This window comes from Paenisporosarcina quisquiliarum (assembly GCF_043641925.1).
Taxonomy (GTDB): domain Bacteria; phylum Bacillota; class Bacilli; order Bacillales_A; family Planococcaceae; genus Paenisporosarcina; species Paenisporosarcina quisquiliarum_A.
This window is the reverse complement of record NZ_JBHZRU010000001.1, coordinates 298,639-318,814: the sequence shown is the minus strand read 5'-3', so window position 1 is coordinate 318,814 and position 20,176 is coordinate 298,639. Positions and strand designations below refer to the sequence as shown.

Below are 20,176 nucleotides of genomic sequence, written 5' to 3'. Positions count from 1 at the left end.
TCATTCGCACTTTATCGTATGCGAAAAAAAAACGTTTCATGCATATGCACGAAACGTTTTCATTGGAGTTTAGAATTTTTCAATACTTTATTATTTGTCTTTATTGAATTTTTTTTGATCGCATGAACAGCGTAAACCTACCAAGAGTATGCGTGTCCATCATCTCAAGGTCTGGCCAGCAAGTATTCCTGCGAGGTCTCACTTTGATTTGAAGGAAATTAAGCGACCTATTATTTAATTAAAAACACAGGCTCGTTCTTTTCATTCACAGTATACGGTAGTGAGTAAGCTGGTAGTACCGGGTATTTGTCTTCAAGCAAAAAGCGTATATCATCACCAGGTTTTACGTTTGGTTTGTCTTCATTCAAAATACGATTTAAATCGATCGAATAGTCAATATAGACATTTCCATCACCCGTTGCAATTAATGGCAAATTGACATCTGAATATGGACTAGGAACCGTTTGTTCTTCCTTATAACCCATAACTTCATAATTTAAGGTATAAACATTTTCAGCAATTTGTCGGTCGATTGGACCATAGCCGTTGATGCCCATTTTTAATTTTAATTCACGAATTTTTTCTGCAGTTCGTAAATCGATAAGTTTTACCGTTGGATTTTCTTCAACATCCGTTAATACATATTGAAAAATCCCACCGTTCTCATATGCATTAGACGGAATTTTGTCTAAATACAATGGAATTATGCGTTCAAATGATACTGGATATTTAATATATTGGTCGACATCTTGTTCTCTTGTTTTTATTGGCAAAAGACCGCCAGATGCTTCTTGGTATTGCTCTACGGCGTTTTGAACCGTTAATAGTTGATCTTCATACGCTTGTTGGTTTTCTGTTTTCGCCGAATCAGGGTACATACAACCTGATAACAATAGTAGACTACTTAGGATAATTCCTGCTAGAGATATTCTCTTCATTTCTTCACCTCATGCTCGACCGGTTGGTCCGCTAAATACAATATAGATCATGCTAATAAATCCAATAATTAATAATACATAGGCAACCAATGCAAATACAAATTTCACTATTTTATTATTGATTTTATATCTACTGAAATAAATTAATCCCATAGATATCATCATGAATCCCATAGACGCAAAAGATATCCACATTTTATCTAAAGATGACATAACAGTCGACCACCCTTCTATCTCTTTCAACGAATAAGTATAGCATGAAAAAACAAGAGGTGCTTATGTGCATCCTCTTGTTTTGTGACAATTCTATAGGTATTCGTACAAATCTTCCATTTCATGTTTCTTTCCACGATCCATCAGTTCATCTACGGCGGTTTTCGTATCTACTTGTTCGAATAACACTTGATATAAGGCATTCGTTATTGGCATAGGCACTTGATGATGTTGAGACAATTGATAGGCTGCCTTCGTCGTTCTGACGCCTTCTACAACCATTCCCATCTGTTCTAGCACTTCATCTAGTTTCATTCCTTTACCAAGTAGGTTTCCTGCTCGCCAATTTCGTGAATGAACGCTTGTACATGTGACAATTAAATCGCCAATTCCAGTTAAACCTGAAAAAGTTAGGGGATTTGCACCCATCTTAGTACCTAGGCGAGCAATTTCAGCTAGACCTCGCGTAATAAGAGCAGCTTTAGCGTTATCACCGTAACCTAGACCGTCTGTTATGCCTGCAGCTAGTGCAATAATATTTTTTAATGCTCCGCCCATCTCTACTCCAATTACATCGGTATTGGTATATACACGGAAATAACCATGCATAAATAGATCTTGAACAATTTCAGCATATTTAATATTCTCACATGCAGCTGTGACTGTCGTTGGATGCTTCAAAATGACTTCTTCGGCATGACTAGGACCCGATAAGACGACAATTTCTTGAATGAATTCATTCGGAATTTCTTCTCGCATCATTTCAGAGATTCGCTTTAAAGAATCGGGTTCAATCCCTTTTGAAACATGAACGAAAAGAACTGGCTCAGTTAAATGCTTCACTAAATTTTGACACACTTCTCTAATGCCTTTAGTCGGAACTGCCATAACAATAATTTTTGCGTGTTCAGCAGCTACTTGTAAAGAACATGAAGCATGTAAATTTAAAGGTAACTGGGCTTCCGGTAAATATTTATGATTTTTATGTTTTTGGTTGATTTCGTTTGCTTGATCTTCTCGATGAGACCACAAAAGACAATCATGCCCTTTTTCTGCAAGAACAATACTTAAGGCAGTGCCCCAGCTTCCCGCTCCTAATACGACTACTTTTTCGATCTGACTCACTCCTCAACTACTCGTTTAAGTACGAGCACGTGTGATTAAACGAATAGGTGTACCTTCAAAGTCAAATGAATCACGAATCCTGTTTTCTAGGAAACGCTCGTAACTAAAGTGCATAATATCCGGTTCGTTGACGAATACAACGAAAGTTGGTGGCTTAATCGCAACTTGCGTCACATAGTAAATACGTAATCTGCGCCCTTTGTCTGTAGGAGCAGGGTTACGCGCTACTGCATCTTCAATTACTTCATTTAACACACTTGAAGTAACACGCATTGCATGGTTTTCACTTACGCGATTTATGATTGGTAAGATTGCATGTACACGTTGTTTCGTTGTTGCTGATACGAAAATAATCGGAGCATAATCTAGGAATAGGAAATGTTCACGAATCGTTTTCGTCATCGTATTCATCGTTTTATCATCTTTTTCGATGGTATCCCATTTATTCACAACAATAATAATCGCTTTACCGGCCTCATGTGCATATCCAGCAATTTTCTTATCTTGTTCTTGAATTCCTTCTTCAGCATTTAAAACGACTAAAACGACGTCAGAGCGTTCAATTGCTCGTAATGCACGTAATACACTGTATTTTTCAGTTGTTTCGTACACTTTCCCTTTTTTACGCATACCTGCTGTATCAATGATGACATATGGTTGATCTTCATATTCATATTGAGAGTCAATCGCATCGCGTGTTGTTCCCGCAATTTCACTTACGATTACACGGTTATCACCAAGAAAACTATTAACTAAAGAAGACTTCCCAACATTTGGGCGTCCAATTAAAGAGAATTTAATTACGTTTTCAGGGTACTCTTCTTCTTCTTCAGTTGGGAAATTTTTTGCAACTTCATCCAATAAGTCTCCAAGACCTAAACCATGAGATCCTGAAATTGGGAAGGGTTCGCCAAAACCTAGAGAGTAAAAATCATAAATCATTTCTCTCATGTCTGGATTATCGATTTTATTAATCGCTAAAACAACAGGTTTTTTAGTTTTGTAAAGAATTTTTGCTACTTGTTCATCAGCAGCTGTGACACCTTCACGACCATTGGTCAAGAAAATAATAACATCCGCTTCTTGAATCGCGATTTCTGCTTGTTGGCGAATTTGCTCTAAGAAAGGTTCATCACCTATCTCAATTCCACCTGTATCAATTATATTAAATTCATGTGTCAGCCAATCTGCCCCACTATAAAGACGATCACGTGTAACGCCAGGAATATCCTCGACGATTGATACACGTTCACCAACGATCCGATTAAAGATTGTTGACTTCCCGACATTCGGTCGACCGACTATTGCTACTACCGGTTTTGCCATATACAATTCATCCTTCCAACTTCTTCTCTTTCGTATTATACAACAAAAGAGATGAGGACGTTAGGGATTGTCCATCATCTCTTTATATTTTTACGATTTGCAAAGCTAAATGTATCATATCCCCGTTGAGAGATATAGTGATATAATTCTCCATTAAGTATTAATGGGCTGTTTTGCAGCTCTGACACAGTTGTTGCCCCTAAAGCTACCATCATCATTTTGATATCATCTTTCATTTCCTCAATAGCTTGACATGTCTCATCTTCACCATGCTCAACTACTAATTTTAAAATAAACCCTGCGAGTCCGACAGCTGACGCGCCTAACGACAAGCACTTTACGATATCTAGAGGATTTTGTATCCCTCCAGAAGCTATGATTGACGTATCAGGAGCTTCCATTTTCGCTTCAATAACAGATGCGGCGGTTGGTATTCCCCATTGATCGAAATAAGATAGTTGCCGTTTTCTTCGTTCGTTTTCAATCATCGCAAAATTTGTTCCACCAAAACCACCAACATCTATTGCACCGACATTTAGTTGTTTAAGCTTATGTACCGTTTCTCTCGAAAGTCCAAAACCTGTTTCTTTAATAATCACGGGTACTGCAAGTCCATGGATTATTTGCTCTATTCTTTTAAGGGCATCTTTAAAATCGCGATCCCCTTCAGGCATTGTTAATTCTTGAATGACATTCAAATGAAGTTGTAAAGCATCCGCTTGAATCATTTCAATAGCTTGTTTTGCTTGTTCAACAGTTGCTTCACTACCTAGGTTTGCAAAAACTAACCCATTTGGGTTTTCTTCTCGTACAACAGCGTAAGACGTTCTTTCATCGGGATCTTTTAATGCTGCCATTTGCGAGCCAACAGCCATAGGTATGTCTACTTGTTTTGCAATTCTAGCTAATTGAGCATTGACTATTTTGGTGCGGTCACCACCACCACCAGTCATCGCATTGATGAAAAAAGGCGAACTAAAATTCAGTCCGCCTACTTGTGTATGGAGTGAGATATCTTCCCACGAAGTATCTGGCAAAGCTTGATGAATGAACGTTATATCATCTAAGCCTGTTTTTCTAGATTGACCTGTGGAAAGAGCATGTCGAATATGATCTAGTTTTCGTTCAGCTCTTGTCATGTCAAATCCCCATTATTTAAAGTCTTTTAATCGATCACCAATTACATCGCTTATTGAAAAGCCCTTATTTTCTTCAGGCATTTCATAATCATTTCCTTGATAATCGTCCTCTTTTTCAACTAAATCTTTAATACTTAAAGACAATCGTTTGTCCGTTTTATTCACATCAAGCACCTTCACAGAAACTTCTTGGCCCTCTTTAAGGACTTCATGAGGTGTTCCAATATGGGAATGAGAAATCTGAGAAATGTGAACTAAGCCTTCAATACCCGGGAACACTTCAACAAATGCGCCGTATGTAACTAAGCGTTTAACTTTCCCTTCAAGGATAGATCCTCTAGAAGCTTTTTCCTCGATTCCTTCCCATGGTCCAGGTAAGGTATCTTTGATAGATAAAGATATACGTTCGCTGTCACGATCAACGGACAACACTTTTACTTTAACTTCTTGACCTTCATTCACAACATCCGTTACATGTTCTACATGCTCATGCGAGAGTTGAGAAATATGAACTAAACCATCGACTCCGCCCAAGTCAACGAAAGCACCGAATGCAGCAATCCGCTGAACGGTCCCAGTCATCTCATCTCCTGGATGGATATGGTCGAGAATATTTTGTTTTTGTGATTCTTTTTCTTGTTCAACTACAGCTCGATGAGAAAGAATTAAACGGTTTTTTTCTTTTTCCATTTCAACAATTTTAAAAGTCAAAACTTGACCTTTATAATTTTCAAACGATTCCACAAAATGGTCTTCTACTAATGATGCAGGCACGAATCCTCTTACACCCAAATCAATAACTAATCCACCTTTTACAACATCCTTGACTTCAGCTTCAATAATGACGCCATCGTTAAATTTTTGTTCTAACGTGCCCCACGCCTCTTCTGCGTCAACTTTACGTTTTGAAAGGACAAAGTTCTCTTCTTCAACTTTTGTAATAATTAAATTTAACTCGTCACCAATTGAAACGGCGTCGGAAGCTTTTTCAATGTGCAAGCTGGACAGTTCACTAATTGGAATCACACCGTCAAATGGTGCACCATCAATTGTTACCGTAACTGCCTTTTCATCAACTTGGGCAACCGTACCTTTAACTAGATCTCCCTCACGGAATTCCTGGTTTTCCAACAAGTTCGTTTCCTCAGACATATAGCATCCTCCTTCACAACGTTTCATTTATCTATTTTATGCGAATTCTTTAATAAAAACAAAAATTTACACTTTTTTTACAGAATTATTTATTTATTTCGATTTGTTTTCATCTATTAAGTTTTGAATATGTTGCATGATTACACCGGTTACTTCTTCTGCCGAGGCTCTTCGTTCACGGAATGGTTCCATATCAATTGGTGTTCCGTATACGACTTGAACACGTTTAAATAATTTATACGGTCCAATAATTGCACATGGCACAACTACTGCCTCACCTTTTAGGGCGAAGAAACCTGCACCTGAGAACCCTTTTCCTAATTCGCCGGTTTTGCTGCGCGTTCCTTCAGGGAATAACCCCATTACTTCCCCATTTTTCAGTAAACTGATTGCTTTTCTTAGAGCTTCTCTATCGCTCATTCCACGCTTAACTGGAAATGCCCTTAACTTAGGTAAAAGACCTTTAAAGACTGGCATGTTGAATAATTCTTCTTTAGCCATGAAATTCACATCTCGGGGTGCAGTTATTCCGACTACAGGTGGATCAAGAGCATCAATATGGTTGGCACAAATAAGGACACCTCCTGTTTTCGGGAAATGTTCAAGCCCTTTCACTTCAAATCGATAGAGCGGATTGAGAACGTTCCAAACCAATGATTTTGCAAACGTATAAAGATTCATTTAAATCATCCTTTCGTGTGCTAAATGAATTATTTGATTAACCACTTCATCGATTGTTAATAACGTGGTATCTAAATAAATCGCATCTTTGGCTTGAACTAAAGGAGACGCTTCACGTTCACTATCCATTTTGTCTCGATTTGAAATTTCTAAAACCAACTGGTCGAAATGTGATGGTATGCCACGAACTTCATTGTCTAGTTGACGACGTTTTGCACGTTCTTCCACTGATGCGGACATAAATACTTTTAGTTCTGCTTCTGTTAATACATGAGTGCCAATATCACGTCCATCCATTACAATTCCGCCAACTGCAGCCATTGCTAATTGTCTTTTTACCATTTCGATTCTTAGGCTTGCATGAGCTGCAACTATAGACACTGAAGAAGTAACCTCATTTGAGCGTATTTCTTCTGAAACGTCCTGATCATCTAAAATAACTAGTTGTCCATTTTTAGATGGTTTTAGTACGATTGTGGAATCAAGCAATAATTGTGTCATTGCTAGCTCATCATTAATATCTATGTGATTCGTTAACGCTTTATACGTAATAGAACGATACATTGCACCAGTATCTATGTAAGTATAGCCAAGCTTTTCTGCCACTATTTTCGCAATGGTACTTTTACCAGCACCGGCAGGCCCATCTATAGCAATTTGAATATTTTTTTTCATCTAATCAACCCCTAATATTTATCCTGTTTATTGTATCATAATTGCACAAAAAAAAGCCCATAGACTAGGGCTTTCAGGCTGATTACAAATAAATAAATTGTGAAAGTAACTGTTTTAATATTAAAGTTCACATTTTCTTTTAAGTACAGAGTAACATTCTAAAAAAATCTAAATGTAAATTTACAGAAATAATTATGTTGTTCCGCTTCAGGCGGACGCTTTCCGCGGGCGGTCCGTGAGCCTCCTCATTCGCAAAGCTCACTGCGGGGTCTCACCTGGACCCGCTGATTCCGCTGGAGTCGCCACCTTCCACTCCACCCAATCAAAGGTTGTGTCTTTTTACTAAAGACATTTATGAAACTAAAAAAATTCAATTAGGTGTTGTAGAGCATATATAAACGTCTACACAACAAATTACTTAAATCACTTCTGTAAGCAAGACACTCCAAACTCAAAAGTATAAAAATGGTCGGCTATTTCTGAAGATTTCTGCGGAAAAACGAAACACGCTAGCCCTACAGGCTCAGCTGTCAAAGACAGACTGAGTCGGAGAGGCTGGCGTTTCGTCCGCGGAAAGCGAAAGAAATAGCCGACCACATTCATTTTTTATCAATAGCGGTAAATAAGATGTCTAATTCTTTTGATGTTTTTTAACTTTGTTATTCTACACCTTTTTTGCGTTGAAGTAATTGTCGATCGAAGCAAAATCTTACGATTAATTGTTTATCTACATCATCTGTCTCTTCAAATCGGATAGAAGCCATTTTAATTAAATCCTTTTCCCAAAAACGAACAATTAATGCATTCGTTTGGATATATTTGATATCCCCATTGGAGAAGGGTAAGACAATCGTTAAATTAACTGAATCGCCTTCTTTAAATGATACAGGTTGATTGATAATAATTGCAGAGCCACCTGCACTAATGTCTTCTGCAACAAATTGTGAAAACTCACCTTGGAATTCCACTGCCATGTCAACAGGGGTGTCTACTCGGACGAATTCTCTTCGTTGAATTTTGATCACTTGGTCTACTCCTGGAAAAGATAACGTAATCATTGGAATTTGACCTTGAACTCTTCCTAAAACTTCTGTTTGAAAAGCAAATGCGGCTTTAGCATCCTCTACAAATGACGCTCGCATTTGAGCACCTTCCATTAAAAAAGATGTTCTTTTTGTCAGCATATTAGTCGGATAATCAATTAATATGACATTGTCTTTTTCTTCGACAACTTTACACCTGAATTTCTCCTCAGTTTCTGTATATGTTGGTTCAAGCATGAGAATAGTCCCTACTTTTGGTTTCATAGCATATCACCTTCGCCTCATAAAATCGTTAATTTATTATGACATGAGACGATGTGGAATACTACATTTTATTTCCAAATTCTTTTACGATAATGGTTCTGTTTTTAGAACCTCTTTCGTTTCAGTGTCTACGAGAACTTGGAATGTTTCTGGGATATTATTGATTTCTTTTACAACTAATAGGTCATAGCACAAGCGTTGTTGCAATTCTTTATTATCCGTATAAGCAAACGCTTCATTTTCAACTCTTACATCCTCCGTGAAAAATTCGGACCAATTGATGGCAACTATTTTTTGTGAAGGGAGAGTCTCTTTTTGAATATATTCCATCGTACTGATACCAAGCACTTCTCCGTTATCTTTCGCTAATTTCATTTGAATCGCATCGTCGTAAACTCTGGCCTTATTTTCGGGAGTCACTCGGATGAATGTCACATGCCAAACCGAATGATTTTCACGCGATTCAACTAATTCTACGTCATCAAATCCATAAGTTTTTGCTGCTTGGGTTGCTTTTTCTTTAATCACTTCTGGTCCAATACGATCCTTACTGACTGGTCTTTCAACTAGCGTTGAAAGTAGGTGACCGCCTTTTACTGTAAAATCTGCATATCCTATACGTATTCCTTCTTGGAATTGCACATGATAGAAAGGATAGGTTGCACCTGGTTTACTTTTGGTCGTGACTATTTTGGCATTTTTAAATTGTGGGAAAATCTTTTTAAATTGATCTACAGCTTGTTGCTGCGTTATTTCCTTTTCGTCTATATGTTTTAATTCTCTTTTCTTTTGAACATCTGCTTCACTAGCTGTTAATGGGAAATCACTTTCTGTATAGCTCTTAACGTTTTTAGCTAAGCCCGACCAATTTTCTGAGGGTTTAGCTGTCGCTACTTGTTTACGCCATTCTTTATAAGGCTCTTTTTGTGCAAGTAAGTCAGTCGTTGCATTCTCCCATTCATTTGAGAATTCATCTAAATTTCGAGACACGTTGGCAGCAACTTTTAACCATTTATCTTCAGGAACCTTTTGTTCACTTTTCATTTTAGCAAAATCACCTAGACGTCCTAAATAATTCATCCATTCGTTTGAAAAATCTCTTTGAAGAGGCAAAGTAGCAATATCACTTTTAATTTCTGAAGATAGTCGCCATATGTCTTCTAACGGTTCTGCCTGTGCGGAAGGTTCATTGAAAACACTTGCTTTTTGGACAGCTATTTCAAGTTCTCCTAATTTATCCGAAGCATCGCTCATTCGTTCCGTATATTGAGCACGCAAGTGTCTGTTTAATTCGGTCTCACTTTGCTTCGACTGAAATAAAAAAACACCCATGACAATTAAACCTATCGCTAAAACGCTTGATAATATTTTCATCATTTGCCTCCTCAATTACAGAATATATGTTTTCCAATTGTCTTAATTTGTGGTCTTGTCCAAATCCAATCACTCGTAGCCGTCACTGGATTAAAGTAGTAAAGGGCATTCTCTGTTGGATCCCAACCATTTAGTGCATCTAATACTGCTTCTTTCGCCCGTGCGTTTGGTGTCAGCCAAATTTGACCGTCGTCAACAGCCGTAAAAGCACCTGGTTGAAAAATTACACCACTTATACTATTTGGGAATTCCGAATCCTCAATTCTGTTTAGAATGACGGCTGCTACAGCAACTTGACCTTCATAAGGCTCTCCTCTTGCCTCACCATAAACAGCATTAGCCATAAGCTGTAAATCCTGCTCTGAGTATTTAGAAGGTAATTGAACTTGCTCAGCTTTTGGTTTCCCTGTTCCTTTTTTTGTTTGTTGATCTAAAGGAACATTCCCGTAATGAGTAAATTGATTTCCTTGTTTAATTTGTGTTTGCACAAACTCTTTATGATACTTTGAGACACTTACTAATTTAGCTTTAGTATCTTTTCCAGCTAGTCCATCGATCGGTAAACCATATTGTTCTTGGAAGTTTCGAAGGGCCCAATATGTACCATATCCAAAATCACCATCGATTCTCCCTTTATAGAAACCGATGTGCTGTAGCCTTGATTGAAGTTCAATCACATCTTCACCATAAGCACCTAGTTCAATCACTTGACCTGAGAAAGCACTAATCGATTGAGGTGTATAGAGTGACATTGATAAAAGACAGAAAGTAAGTGGCCATGCTAACCATTTTTTAGATTGATTCATACACATGCTCCTTTTTTTATTAGTATGGGATAAGAACCATAATTTATACATAAAAACGGAGAGATTAAGTTAATTAGTTATGAAACAAATGTAAAGATTTGTCCAGATTAGTTTATTAAAAATAAAAAAAGCCATTAAGCAATTTGCTTAATGACTTCCTGTGAAAATATTTTTGTTATGAAAATGCTCGACCGTTAGTAAATGAGCTTTTTTAACTTTTAAAAGACCTAACCACCATAGGAATAACATAAATGGCACCATCAAATACACCCATATCCCTGGTATGGATAAAATGCCGTTGTAAACCATATGTAATCCAAATGGAACGAGTAAGGCCACAAATAAAAGCGGCCTGTATGATTGTTCCTTTGCGAATTTTGCTCGACCCAAATAATACCCCATTACAACACCGAAAATAGCATGACTAGAAACGGGAAGTAACGCACGCAAAAAGGCTGTGTCTACACCAAATGCAAATAAATATAATATATTTTCGACCGTGGCGAAACCTAATGACACACTAACACCATATAGAATTCCATCGTATGGATCATCAAAATCAAAATGTCTAAAAATCAACATCACCAGGATGAGCCATTTGAAAAATTCTTCTAAAATACTTGAAAATAAAACTTGTCGTAAAAATAAATTTTGTATGATTGCCTCCTCAACAAATACATGCTGAATAAACAGCAATGGAAATGTTAAGATAGCACCATAAATGAAAGTGTGAAACAATGTTCTTGAAGGTTCATTCGCAATGTGATTACGCAAATAAAAATAGCTAAACAAAGCGAGTCCTGGAGCGATCGCGACTGACAATATGAATATCATGTTGCTTCTCGCCCCCTTTTCACTAATTTTAATTATATCATTCTTAACTCATATGAAGACCGATTAGGAGGAAAAATTTATGAAAAAAATTGTGGTTATACATACAGGTGGAACCATCTCCATGCATGTTCACTCTCAATCTGGTGCTGTTGTACCTGGGGAAATTAATCCGTTGAGCGCTGAAATGAATAAACTGGATCAGTTTGCAGATGTGGTTGAAATTGAAGCGTTTAATTTACCTTCTCCTCATATGACAACAAAAGAAATGTTAATTCTAAAAGAAATGATCATGGAGTATTCTCAACATAATCATGTAGATGGATTTGTCATAACTCATGGCACGGATACATTAGAAGAAACCGCTTATTTTTTAGACTTAACGATTGATACGACCATCCCAATTGTGCTCACCGGAGCAATGCGTTCTTCAAATGAAATTGGTGCTGACGGGGTTTATAATTTACTTTCAGCAGTTCGAGTGGCTATTTGCAAAGATGCAATTGATAAAGGAATACTCGTGGTTCTAAATGATGAAGTTCATACTGCACAAAACGTAACCAAAACATCGACGAGCAATGTCTCTACTTTCCAAAGCCCTCAATACGGGCCGATCGGAATTATTACGAAAACTGGTGTACATTTTCACCATTCACCCATTCAACATGAAACGTTTGTTGTTCGCGAAATCACGAAAAAAGTTGCGATGTTAAAGGTATATGCTGGGATGGATGCTGATTTGATTTCATCCATTGGTGAAAATCATTATGATGGATTGATTTTAGAAGGGTTAGGTCAAGGAAACGTTCCCCCTGCAATTGTTCCAGCCATTCGAGAGTTACTGGCAAAAAACATCTATGTGGTTATTGTTTCTCGTTGTTATAACGGAATATCCCAACCGGTTTATGGTTATGAAGGTGGAGGGAAAATGCTTGCAGACCTTGGGGTCATTTTTGCACATGGTTTAAATGGTCAAAAAGCTCGTATAAAATTATTGTTGGCTTTGTCTCAAGTCGAAAAGTCACTTAATATCCCAGCGCTATTTTTAACGTACTAATAAAAAAATTCATTCAAAAGAGCTGCACAATGGCAGCTTAAGACTATTTAGTTCTATATAAATACGGAACATGGTAAATATCTGACACCGATTTATTAAAAAAGACAGTGGTCGGATATTTCTTACGCTTTCCGCGGACGAAACGCAAGCCTCCTCGGCTGTTAAAAACCTATGCTCCTGCGGTTACTCGTCGCAAACGAATTGTGCACAATTCGTTGCCTGTGGGGTCTTGCGTGTTTCGTTTTTCCGCAGGAGTCTTCAGAAATAACCGACCACTAACCTACTAAATAGACAGCAACGTCATGCTTAAAGTGAAAAAAATTTTTTTAAGTAAGTATTTATTGTCACTTTGCACATAACTTCAAAATTGAATTGATAGTTACCATATCTTTTAAGCTAACCACTCTTTGATTCGACTAAATTCCCGTAAGACTGTCTAGTAGATTGGAATGCAGGCGGCGTAAAACATCTGCTCCTGCATCGCTGCGCTAGCTTCGTCGCAAAGATTATAGTTATAATCTTTCCAGCGGAATCAGCAAGAACTGAAGACTCTGGACTGAGTATCGCGAGGGAAGCGGCTGAAGTCTTGCCCGCGGAACGCGTCCGCCGCAATGTAAATCAACGTTTTGTTTTTCAAAACTTTTAGAGCTGCACAATGGCAGCTCTTTATTTTCGTCCATTTTTTATAGACTGTGCAATTTGTTCACCATGGAATCGTCCATTTTCAATGAAGATTTCATTTGCATTATTACCTGCCGCTAAGACTCCTGCAATATATAAGTTGTCGACGTTTGACTCCATCGTTTGTTCGTTGATATATGGTCTACCTGTCTCATCATCCATTTTAACACCCATGTGTTTTAAGAATTGATGATCCGGATGGTAACCAATCATCGCAAACACGACGTCATTTTTCAATTGATGTCTTTTTCCATTTTGTACAATGTCAACCGTGTGTTCATCTATTTTTTCAACATGAGCTTCAAACATCATGCTTATTTCACCCGTTTTCACAAGTCCGGTAAATTCAGGCAAAACCCATGGTTTTATACTCGGTGAGTAGTCTTCCCCTCTGTACACGACTGTCACTTGAGCACCTGCTTTATTCAACTCCAAAGCAGCATCAATGGCAGAGTTTTTACCGCCGATAACTAGTGCGTCCATTTGAAAATAGGGATGGCCTTCTTTAAAATAATGATGTACTTTTTTAAGATCTGCGCCTGGCACTTTGAGTTCGTTTGGATGATCGTAATACCCAGTAGCGATAATGACATATTCGGATATGTATGATCCTTTTGATGTGTACACTTCGAAAACACCATTTTTCTTGATAACCTTTTCTACATTCTCATAGCGTCGGACATGAATATCTTTCAGTTTTACGACTTCACGATAATAAACAAGAGCTTGGTTCCTCTTCGGTTTCCTTTGTTCAATGATAAATGGGACGTCCCCTATTGATAATTTTTCCGATGTGCTAAAAAATGTTTGATGTGTAGGGTATTTATGTATCGCTTCAACTACATTGCCTTTTTCAATGACAATTGGTTTTAATCCGATGTTCTGCAATGATATGGCAGCTGCCAATCCACATGGGCCTCCCCCAACGACAATCGCATCTACTTTTTCCATTCCATTCACTTCCTTTTCATACTCAAACCTATGTTCATCTCAAAATTGAAATGAAAATTTTTCGTTCATGACAAATTAAAAATCTCCCATCTAATGATAGGAGATAAAATGGTTCTTCTCAACTAATTCGCATATGTGTATTTTTCTACCCAGTCATCCCACTCTACCATCGTTTGACCAACCAGATATGTTTCAATTTCTTTTTTCAGTTCTTCATGCATAGAATCGAAGCCATAGCCTCCCGCTCCAATTCGTATTTTGGGGAACTGCTCATCTAAAGACTGAATTAATTCAATTGTAGGCGATACGTTTTCTTTCATTGTACAGGATAAAAATAAGAAACCTGGCTGTACAGTTTCTAGTACAACTTGGATATCTCCTTTTTTTATACTGCTTCCAAGATAAATGACTTCAAATCCTTTGCGTCTCATATACAAAGTGAAAATAAGTAGGCCTAATTCATGCCATTCACCTGGAGCACATACCGCTACTACTTTTGGTAAAAGTCCATTATGTGGATAGGCATGCATGACAGATCCAATTCGAGAACGTAAGATAGCGGTAGAAAAATGCTCATGGGCTGTTGTGATTTCGCCATTTTCCCACAGCAGACCTATTTTCACTAAAATGGGAGCTAACAAATCGATTAGGACTTTATCCATTGTATAGATCGTAAATGCCTCATTCATGATATGTTGTGCTTTTCTTTCATCGAATTTTATTAAAGCTTCCATAAGATCGCTTTGCATACGAGTTATGCGATTTTCATCTTCTTTCACATTTGGAAGTGCAGCTTTGTTATCATTTTGGTCGAGCAATGCAACCGCCTGACTAATTGTAAATCCTGCGTTTACCTTGCTAGATAACCATTTTAATGTGCGGACATGTTCATCTGAGTATAAACGATGGCCCGCCTCATTTCGAATTGGTTCAATCATTTGATAACGTCTTTCCCACGCTCTTATTGTTCCTGGAAGGATTCCCACCATTGTGGAAACGGCTTTTATGTTATATCTTCCTATATTCGCATTATCCATATTATCTTCTCCTTCCCATACTTCAAGTACATCTATTCGGTTCAGTATAGGAAATAATTACACTCGTGTAAACATTGTATATGTTTTATTTATCCTCTGTATAGCCTTTTCCAGTAAAAGTAATCATATGACATTCCGGTGAAGCACCAAATCTAAATGGAATAAGCGATGTGCCATACCCATTACTTATCAAGGATATGGAATTAGAAGAGTCATCAAATGTACCTTTCGGATATAATCCATATTTACCGAACCTAATTTGTCCACCATGTGTGTGACCTGCCAGTAAAAGATTTGGTCTATATCTATCAACTACTTTTGAAAATACCGATGGAGTATGGGAAACAAAAATCGTATACTCTTCATTTTTTACGCCTAAAAATGCCTCTAAAATGTCTGCTTTTCCTGAAGATACATCATCGATACCAACTAACTTAATTGTAGATTGTCCTTCTTTTAAAATAAGCGAGCGGTTCTCAATAATCTTCCCTTGGACTTGATTAATCTTTTCACGGATGATTTCTTCACCAACTTCACGATCATTATTACCCCATACATACGTGATGGGGCCAATTTTAGCTAATTGGCGTAAATTAGCCTCTAGACGTTCCTTATCAACACGTCGATCAGCTAAATCACCACCTATTAGAACGAAATCCACATTGGTTCCAACTTTTTTCAACAGATGTTTCGTCACTTTACGTCGATGGATATCAGATATGAAAAAAAGCTTAAAGGATGGTTGATCATTAAAAGCTTCATGATTAATTTGATGATGCAATACGTTAATCTCAAACGCTTTTTTAAACATATACATGGGAATCAAACTTAATAAACCAAAAACACTAAATAAATAACGCATTGATCACACCTCTTTATCTTAGGACACATAATAATTTGCAGGATTTTAATAATGGTCAAAAAAAAAGGTGAAGGGAAATTTCCCCTTCCACCTTTTAAATTTTGTGGTGTACCTATTTTATCATTAATCTTCTTCCATGTGTAAAACGCGGAATCCTGATCGCTCTAATTCTTTTAAGAATTTTTGAACATTGTCTTTCTTTTCGATCTTTAAAACAATTCTTCTTAACAACTTATCTGTTTCATCAAATGTGACAAGTGATATAACCGATTCATGGAACTTCTGAATGATGTCACCAAGTCGAGCAATACGGCCTTCTGATTCTGCAGACGTGAAACTGATACGAACACCTGGACGATCCATTCCAAAAGCACTGCGGAATTGATGCATCATATCAAAACGTGTCACGATGCCAAGGAATTTCCCTTCTTCAACAACCGCGATTATAGGGAAATCATTTAACTGAAGGAATGAATTTTCAAATACATCTTCAATATGTAAGAATGTATCTGATTTACTGATTACGTCTTTAAGTAAAGTATTTGCTAAGAACTCTTCTTTGCTTAGTCCGCTAAAATAAAATGCACGGTACGCAATATAGCGATTTAGTATCCCTTTATACATTCCATTTTCACAAACTGGTAAAGCATCTAATTGATGCTTTTCTAGCAAATCCAATGCTTCATTTAAAGAAGCTGAACTTTGAATCATTATACATTTTTCTTTTGGAATCATTACACTTTTTGCAAACATTTAAACACCTCATTCTATTATCAATACTTACCCTATTCGACAGACAATTAATCTATCCCTTTTTTTAAAGTAAAAAATTAAGGCAATATTAATTTTTGTCCTTCTGAAATTGAATCCGATGTTAAACCATTCGCATCTTTTATTTTCTCCACTGCATCTGGCGAATTGTAATAATTCATCGCAATGCGGTATAGTGTTTCATTTGGTTGGACGATGTGCGTTTTCCCAGAAGTTTCAGTTTCAGTTGGTTGTTCTTCAACCACTTCTTCCTGCTCTTCCTCAGTGACTTCACCTTCGGATTCATCTTCTGTTACAACCGGTTCTACAGGTTCTGTATTTTCATCCTCATTAGATGAGTCTTCAGTATTCGTTTCTTCTGGCTCTTCCTTAACGTTCGTGTCAACAGAGTCCACTTCATTTTCTTCAAACTCAAATTCTCCAGCATCGGTAATGGCGGTTTGATTTGTGTTTGGTTGATAAAACACTTGGATATAAATCAAAAAACCTACGGGAATTAATATAAATATCGTAAACAAAATCGGTAGTAAAAGATTTCGACGCGGTTTGACTTGTTCCACGTTCTGTTTTGTTGAGCGTCTAGTCACACGCGTATTCGTTCGACTTTCATTATCTAAACTAATCGGTTTTCTATGCTCATCAATTTTATGTTTATAATCATCATTATTCATGTTGTAAAACTCCTATTCTACTGTTCTTCTCTACTTATTATGACGAAATATGTAGAAAAAGTAAATGCACCTAAGTTTGTTCTATGTTAAAAATGCGTGCTAATCTTTCATTCCAATTGAGACCATTGTCACTTAACACCTCAATAGACCTTGTCCTTAATACCTCATCATCTGTCATTCCACATACAGTACAACAGTTACTAGGGGTGTTCGTTAATGTTTGTCCAAAAAATGACACTAGTTGATGCCGAATGCACTTATTATTTGTTAATAATTCCTTCATTAAATAAATCTGTCGTATTTTTTCATACCTCAAATTTTCCATAATCTGAACCGTTTCATCTTCAGAGTGTTTTTCTAACCAATAAGTTAAAATCCGATACATCGTGTCACTTAAGAATCCATCATCAACTAACGTTTTGGGATTGGCTTGTTGTAAATAAAGATTGATTTGAGACCTATCAGGAAAGTCATTTGTCGAAATAAATATGGTCATATCTTCATCATCTGAGGAAAAAAACAAGGTAGCAATAGCGTCTTTGCCGTCACGTCCGGCGCGACCCACCTCTTGTGAGTAACTAGCAATCGAGGATGGAATATGGTCATGAATGACTTGACGAATATTGCTTTTGTGTACGCCCATACCAAAAGCATTTGTTGCACATACCCACTCTAATTCATGGTTTGCAAATTGTTGTTGCACCAAAGTCCGGTCCATTGGTTCCATTCCAGCGTGATACGATGCTGCTCGAAAGCCCGCCTCATTTAATTTCACGGCATATTCATCCGCTTTTTTTCTCGACTGCGTATAAATTATTCCTAGGCCTTCATACGTAGTGATTTGTTGCAGGATCATCTCATATTTTTCATCATGTTGGGTCGGAATTGCCTTATATCGAATATTTGGACGATCTAATGATTGAATAACGGTTTTAGGTTGTTTTAAGTGCAAAAAATGAGAAATATCGTCTAAAACCTTAGACGTTGCCGTTGCAGTTAACGCTAAAATAGGTGGTCTTTTCCAATGTCTAAACGCGTCACCTAATCTTAAATAATCTGGTCTAAAATCATATCCCCACTGTGAAATACAATGTGCTTCATCGGCTACAATTAACGAAATTGGTGTTTGAGTTAATGCTGCCAACACTTGTGGTTGCATCAACATTTCTGGAGAAATGAAAATGAATTTATATGTAGATAACTGGCTCAAAATTTGTTGCTTATCATTTGGTAATAAAAGTGAATTGAGAGCGATCACTTTTTTCTCACCAAACATCTTCATCTGCTCAACTTGATCCTGCATAAGAGAAAGTAACGGAGAAATGATTAGTACCGGGTGAGGCATCAAATAAGCTGGCAATTGATAGCATAATGATTTTCCCATCCCTGTGGGTAGAATCCCAATTACATCGACCTTTTCTAAAACTGCTTTAATTATTTCTTCTTGACCTACTTTAAAAGAATGATAGCCAAATTTCTCACTCAGAACTTGATAGATTTCACTTGTCATTCTTCTCACCTCTACTTGCTAATAATAATCTTAATTGGAAAAATGATAGCTGAGGAAACTGTTCTTTTAAAATAGACAACTTACGTGAAGATGTCGTTTGGATTTCTCGTTTTAAATCATCTATGTTTTCATTCGGAAAAAACATCAACCAATTAATCCATACGCCATTCATGGCCATCTCCACAAAATGATCTTCAATTGTACTTTGTTTCAAATGACGAATACTTGAAATAGCTTGTAACGAATTTCCGGCAGCGTATAGTTGTGCAGTTTTAGAAGCAGATTCGGTTAAAGGATTGTTCGCTTGGACTCCCTCAGCCAATGAATAAAGAATAGGATATGTATTTTTTGAACAGATTTCGTTTAGCATTTGATGTAGTCCTTCTATAAATAGCAATTGAACATCTATCGGCTCGTATTTAACATCAAAAGAAAGTTGTTGCCATGTAAGACCGGTTACTTTAAATCCACTTAATCGAAAAACAATTAATTGACGATGAGTTTCTGTTAAATATGCTTGATTTAAACAACTCTCCAGTTCCTCATACACTTTTTGAGCATATTCTGGCGATTTATATGGAACTTTTAACATAAAACTACGAATCCATCTTTGAATTTTTTCGTCCTTTTGAACAGGGATAAAATTCATAGATTGTGCCTTCACATGTGAAAGAGTTTGTACCAATAAAGATAGCCTTTGAAAAAACACCATTTCATTTCCGCGATACAACCATCCGTTAATGGCTAGTGGCTCTAGTTTATCTTTAAAAAGAATGCCCTTTTCAGTTAATGAAGGTATATTATTCTGGTCAATTTCTAGTAACTGATCTTGAATCATTTTTTCAACAATGTGATTGTATTTATTTTGAGAGAGTTTAGGGAAAATTGAAAATGTGTCTGTTAATCCATAACTTTTCACATCTTGAATGGTTTGACCTGATTTTTTCCCTCTTAGAAGATGAAATGGAGCAGCAATTGTACGCTCTCCATTTAAACGATCAATCATTTTTAAAAGAATTTGTTCAAAAAGCACGTAACAATCCTCCAATTGAAGAGTTTTTAGGTTGAA

20 protein-coding genes are annotated in these 20,176 nt (G+C 37.0%); 1 reads left to right on the top strand and 19 read right to left on the bottom strand.

Going from position 1 to position 20,176, the window contains the following annotated elements; translation table 11 throughout:
* Positions 1 to 230: 230 nt before the first annotated feature.
* From ACHUE4_RS01585 to prsW, 12 genes are all read right to left on the bottom strand, one after another.
* Entirely contained in the window at positions 231 to 938 is a 708-nt protein-coding gene (locus ACHUE4_RS01585) for a hypothetical protein (protein WP_394187522.1), read from the bottom strand.
* A gap of 9 nt (positions 939 to 947) precedes the next feature.
* Positions 948 to 1,151: a DUF2768 domain-containing protein gene (locus tag ACHUE4_RS01580; protein WP_394187521.1), complete on the bottom strand. Its 204-nt coding sequence runs from the start codon at positions 1,149 to 1,151 to the stop codon at positions 948 to 950.
* A gap of 93 nt (positions 1,152 to 1,244) precedes the next feature.
* Positions 1,245 to 2,267, bottom strand: a complete 1,023-nt coding sequence (locus ACHUE4_RS01575; protein ID WP_394187557.1) for an NAD(P)H-dependent glycerol-3-phosphate dehydrogenase — start codon at positions 2,265 to 2,267, stop codon at positions 1,245 to 1,247.
* 24 nt (positions 2,268 to 2,291) lie between these two features.
* Complete coding sequence (der, locus tag ACHUE4_RS01570) at positions 2,292 to 3,602, bottom strand: ribosome biogenesis GTPase Der (RefSeq protein WP_394187520.1); 1,311 nt, start codon at positions 3,600 to 3,602, stop codon at positions 2,292 to 2,294.
* 74 nt (positions 3,603 to 3,676) lie between these two features.
* The gene (gene fni, locus ACHUE4_RS01565; protein WP_394187519.1) at positions 3,677 to 4,741 is read right to left on the bottom strand and encodes a type 2 isopentenyl-diphosphate Delta-isomerase; all 1,065 of its coding nucleotides are present in this window, start codon (positions 4,739 to 4,741) and stop codon (positions 3,677 to 3,679) included.
* 12 nt (positions 4,742 to 4,753) lie between these two features.
* Entirely contained in the window at positions 4,754 to 5,893 is a 1,140-nt protein-coding gene (rpsA, locus tag ACHUE4_RS01560) for a 30S ribosomal protein S1 (RefSeq protein WP_394187518.1), read from the bottom strand.
* A gap of 93 nt (positions 5,894 to 5,986) precedes the next feature.
* Positions 5,987 to 6,574, bottom strand: a complete 588-nt coding sequence (locus ACHUE4_RS01555; protein WP_394187517.1) for a lysophospholipid acyltransferase family protein — start codon at positions 6,572 to 6,574, stop codon at positions 5,987 to 5,989.
* Positions 6,575 to 7,249 (bottom strand): (d)CMP kinase, encoded by a 675-nt coding sequence (cmk, locus tag ACHUE4_RS01550; protein ID WP_394187516.1) that lies wholly within the window; start codon positions 7,247 to 7,249, stop codon positions 6,575 to 6,577. It abuts the gene before it with no gap.
* Between the two features lie 659 nt (positions 7,250 to 7,908).
* Positions 7,909 to 8,556, bottom strand: coding sequence for a flagellar brake protein (locus ACHUE4_RS01545; protein ID WP_394187515.1), 648 nt, complete (start codon positions 8,554 to 8,556; stop codon positions 7,909 to 7,911).
* Between the two features lie 84 nt (positions 8,557 to 8,640).
* On the bottom strand, positions 8,641 to 9,930 hold the full coding sequence (locus ACHUE4_RS01540) for a PepSY1/2 domain-containing protein (RefSeq protein ID WP_394187514.1): 1,290 nt from the start codon (positions 9,928 to 9,930) through the stop codon (positions 8,641 to 8,643).
* 11 nt (positions 9,931 to 9,941) lie between these two features.
* A complete protein-coding gene (gene sleB / locus ACHUE4_RS01535; protein WP_394187513.1) occupies positions 9,942 to 10,736 on the bottom strand; it encodes a spore cortex-lytic enzyme in 795 nt (264 codons plus the stop codon).
* Positions 10,737 to 10,883: 147 nt separating this feature from the next.
* Positions 10,884 to 11,570, bottom strand: a complete 687-nt coding sequence (gene prsW / locus ACHUE4_RS01530) for a glutamic-type intramembrane protease PrsW (RefSeq protein ID WP_394187512.1) — start codon at positions 11,568 to 11,570, stop codon at positions 10,884 to 10,886.
* Between the two features lie 79 nt (positions 11,571 to 11,649).
* Between prsW and ACHUE4_RS01525 the strand changes: the two genes are divergently transcribed.
* Positions 11,650 to 12,624, top strand: coding sequence for an asparaginase (locus ACHUE4_RS01525; RefSeq protein WP_394187511.1), 975 nt, complete (start codon positions 11,650 to 11,652; stop codon positions 12,622 to 12,624).
* Positions 12,625 to 13,290: 666 nt separating this feature from the next.
* Here ACHUE4_RS01525 and ACHUE4_RS01520 read toward each other — a convergent pair.
* The 7 genes from ACHUE4_RS01520 to ACHUE4_RS01490 all read right to left on the bottom strand — a co-directional run bounded on the left by ACHUE4_RS01520 (position 13,291) and on the right by ACHUE4_RS01490 (position 20,140).
* Complete coding sequence (locus ACHUE4_RS01520; RefSeq protein WP_394187510.1) at positions 13,291 to 14,256, bottom strand: YpdA family putative bacillithiol disulfide reductase; 966 nt, start codon at positions 14,254 to 14,256, stop codon at positions 13,291 to 13,293.
* A gap of 122 nt (positions 14,257 to 14,378) precedes the next feature.
* A complete protein-coding gene (locus ACHUE4_RS01515; protein ID WP_394187509.1) occupies positions 14,379 to 15,293 on the bottom strand; it encodes a MerR family transcriptional regulator in 915 nt (304 codons plus the stop codon).
* An 85-nt stretch (positions 15,294 to 15,378) separates the two neighbouring features.
* Positions 15,379 to 16,155 (bottom strand): metallophosphoesterase, encoded by a 777-nt coding sequence (locus ACHUE4_RS01510; protein WP_394187508.1) that lies wholly within the window; start codon positions 16,153 to 16,155, stop codon positions 15,379 to 15,381.
* Between the two features lie 123 nt (positions 16,156 to 16,278).
* On the bottom strand, positions 16,279 to 16,908 hold the full coding sequence (locus ACHUE4_RS01505) for a CBS domain-containing protein (protein ID WP_394187507.1): 630 nt from the start codon (positions 16,906 to 16,908) through the stop codon (positions 16,279 to 16,281).
* 77 nt (positions 16,909 to 16,985) lie between these two features.
* Positions 16,986 to 17,597, bottom strand: coding sequence for a LysM peptidoglycan-binding domain-containing protein (locus tag ACHUE4_RS01500; protein WP_394187506.1), 612 nt, complete (start codon positions 17,595 to 17,597; stop codon positions 16,986 to 16,988).
* A 70-nt stretch (positions 17,598 to 17,667) separates the two neighbouring features.
* Positions 17,668 to 19,107, bottom strand: coding sequence for a RecQ family ATP-dependent DNA helicase (locus ACHUE4_RS01495; RefSeq protein WP_394187505.1), 1,440 nt, complete (start codon positions 19,105 to 19,107; stop codon positions 17,668 to 17,670).
* Positions 19,097 to 20,140, bottom strand: a complete 1,044-nt coding sequence (locus tag ACHUE4_RS01490; RefSeq protein ID WP_394187504.1) for a YpbB family protein — start codon at positions 20,138 to 20,140, stop codon at positions 19,097 to 19,099. Before ACHUE4_RS01490 ends, ACHUE4_RS01495 begins: the two co-directional genes overlap by 11 nt.
* Positions 20,141 to 20,176 lie beyond the last annotated feature (36 nt).

Excerpts from the sequence above, each read along its gene's own strand:
- ACHUE4_RS01585 (WP_394187522.1), bottom strand. The coding sequence starts at position 938 with ATGAAGAGAATATCTCTAGCAGGAATTATCCTAAGTAGTCTACTATTG.
- ACHUE4_RS01580 (WP_394187521.1), bottom strand. The coding sequence starts at position 1,151 with ATGTCATCTTTAGATAAAATGTGGATATCTTTTGCGTCTATGGGATTC.
- der (WP_394187520.1), bottom strand. The coding sequence starts at position 3,602 with ATGGCAAAACCGGTAGTAGCAATAGTCGGTCGACCGAATGTCGGGAAG.
- fni (WP_394187519.1), bottom strand. The coding sequence starts at position 4,741 with ATGACAAGAGCTGAACGAAAACTAGATCATATTCGACATGCTCTTTCC.
- rpsA (WP_394187518.1), bottom strand. The coding sequence starts at position 5,893 with ATGTCTGAGGAAACGAACTTGTTGGAAAACCAGGAATTCCGTGAGGGA.
- ACHUE4_RS01555 (WP_394187517.1), bottom strand. The coding sequence starts at position 6,574 with ATGAATCTTTATACGTTTGCAAAATCATTGGTTTGGAACGTTCTCAAT.
- cmk (WP_394187516.1), bottom strand. The coding sequence starts at position 7,249 with ATGAAAAAAAATATTCAAATTGCTATAGATGGGCCTGCCGGTGCTGGT.
- ACHUE4_RS01545 (WP_394187515.1), bottom strand. The coding sequence starts at position 8,556 with ATGAAACCAAAAGTAGGGACTATTCTCATGCTTGAACCAACATATACA.
- ACHUE4_RS01540 (WP_394187514.1), bottom strand. The coding sequence starts at position 9,930 with ATGAAAATATTATCAAGCGTTTTAGCGATAGGTTTAATTGTCATGGGT.
- sleB (WP_394187513.1), bottom strand. The coding sequence starts at position 10,736 with ATGAATCAATCTAAAAAATGGTTAGCATGGCCACTTACTTTCTGTCTT.
- prsW (WP_394187512.1), bottom strand. The coding sequence starts at position 11,570 with ATGATATTCATATTGTCAGTCGCGATCGCTCCAGGACTCGCTTTGTTT.
- ACHUE4_RS01525 (WP_394187511.1), top strand. The coding sequence starts at position 11,650 with ATGAAAAAAATTGTGGTTATACATACAGGTGGAACCATCTCCATGCAT.
- ACHUE4_RS01520 (WP_394187510.1), bottom strand. The coding sequence starts at position 14,256 with ATGGAAAAAGTAGATGCGATTGTCGTTGGGGGAGGCCCATGTGGATTG.
- ACHUE4_RS01515 (WP_394187509.1), bottom strand. The coding sequence starts at position 15,293 with ATGGATAATGCGAATATAGGAAGATATAACATAAAAGCCGTTTCCACA.
- ACHUE4_RS01510 (WP_394187508.1), bottom strand. The coding sequence starts at position 16,155 with ATGCGTTATTTATTTAGTGTTTTTGGTTTATTAAGTTTGATTCCCATG.
- ACHUE4_RS01505 (WP_394187507.1), bottom strand. The coding sequence starts at position 16,908 with ATGTTTGCAAAAAGTGTAATGATTCCAAAAGAAAAATGTATAATGATT.
- ACHUE4_RS01500 (WP_394187506.1), bottom strand. The coding sequence starts at position 17,597 with ATGAATAATGATGATTATAAACATAAAATTGATGAGCATAGAAAACCG.
- ACHUE4_RS01495 (WP_394187505.1), bottom strand. The coding sequence starts at position 19,107 with ATGACAAGTGAAATCTATCAAGTTCTGAGTGAGAAATTTGGCTATCAT.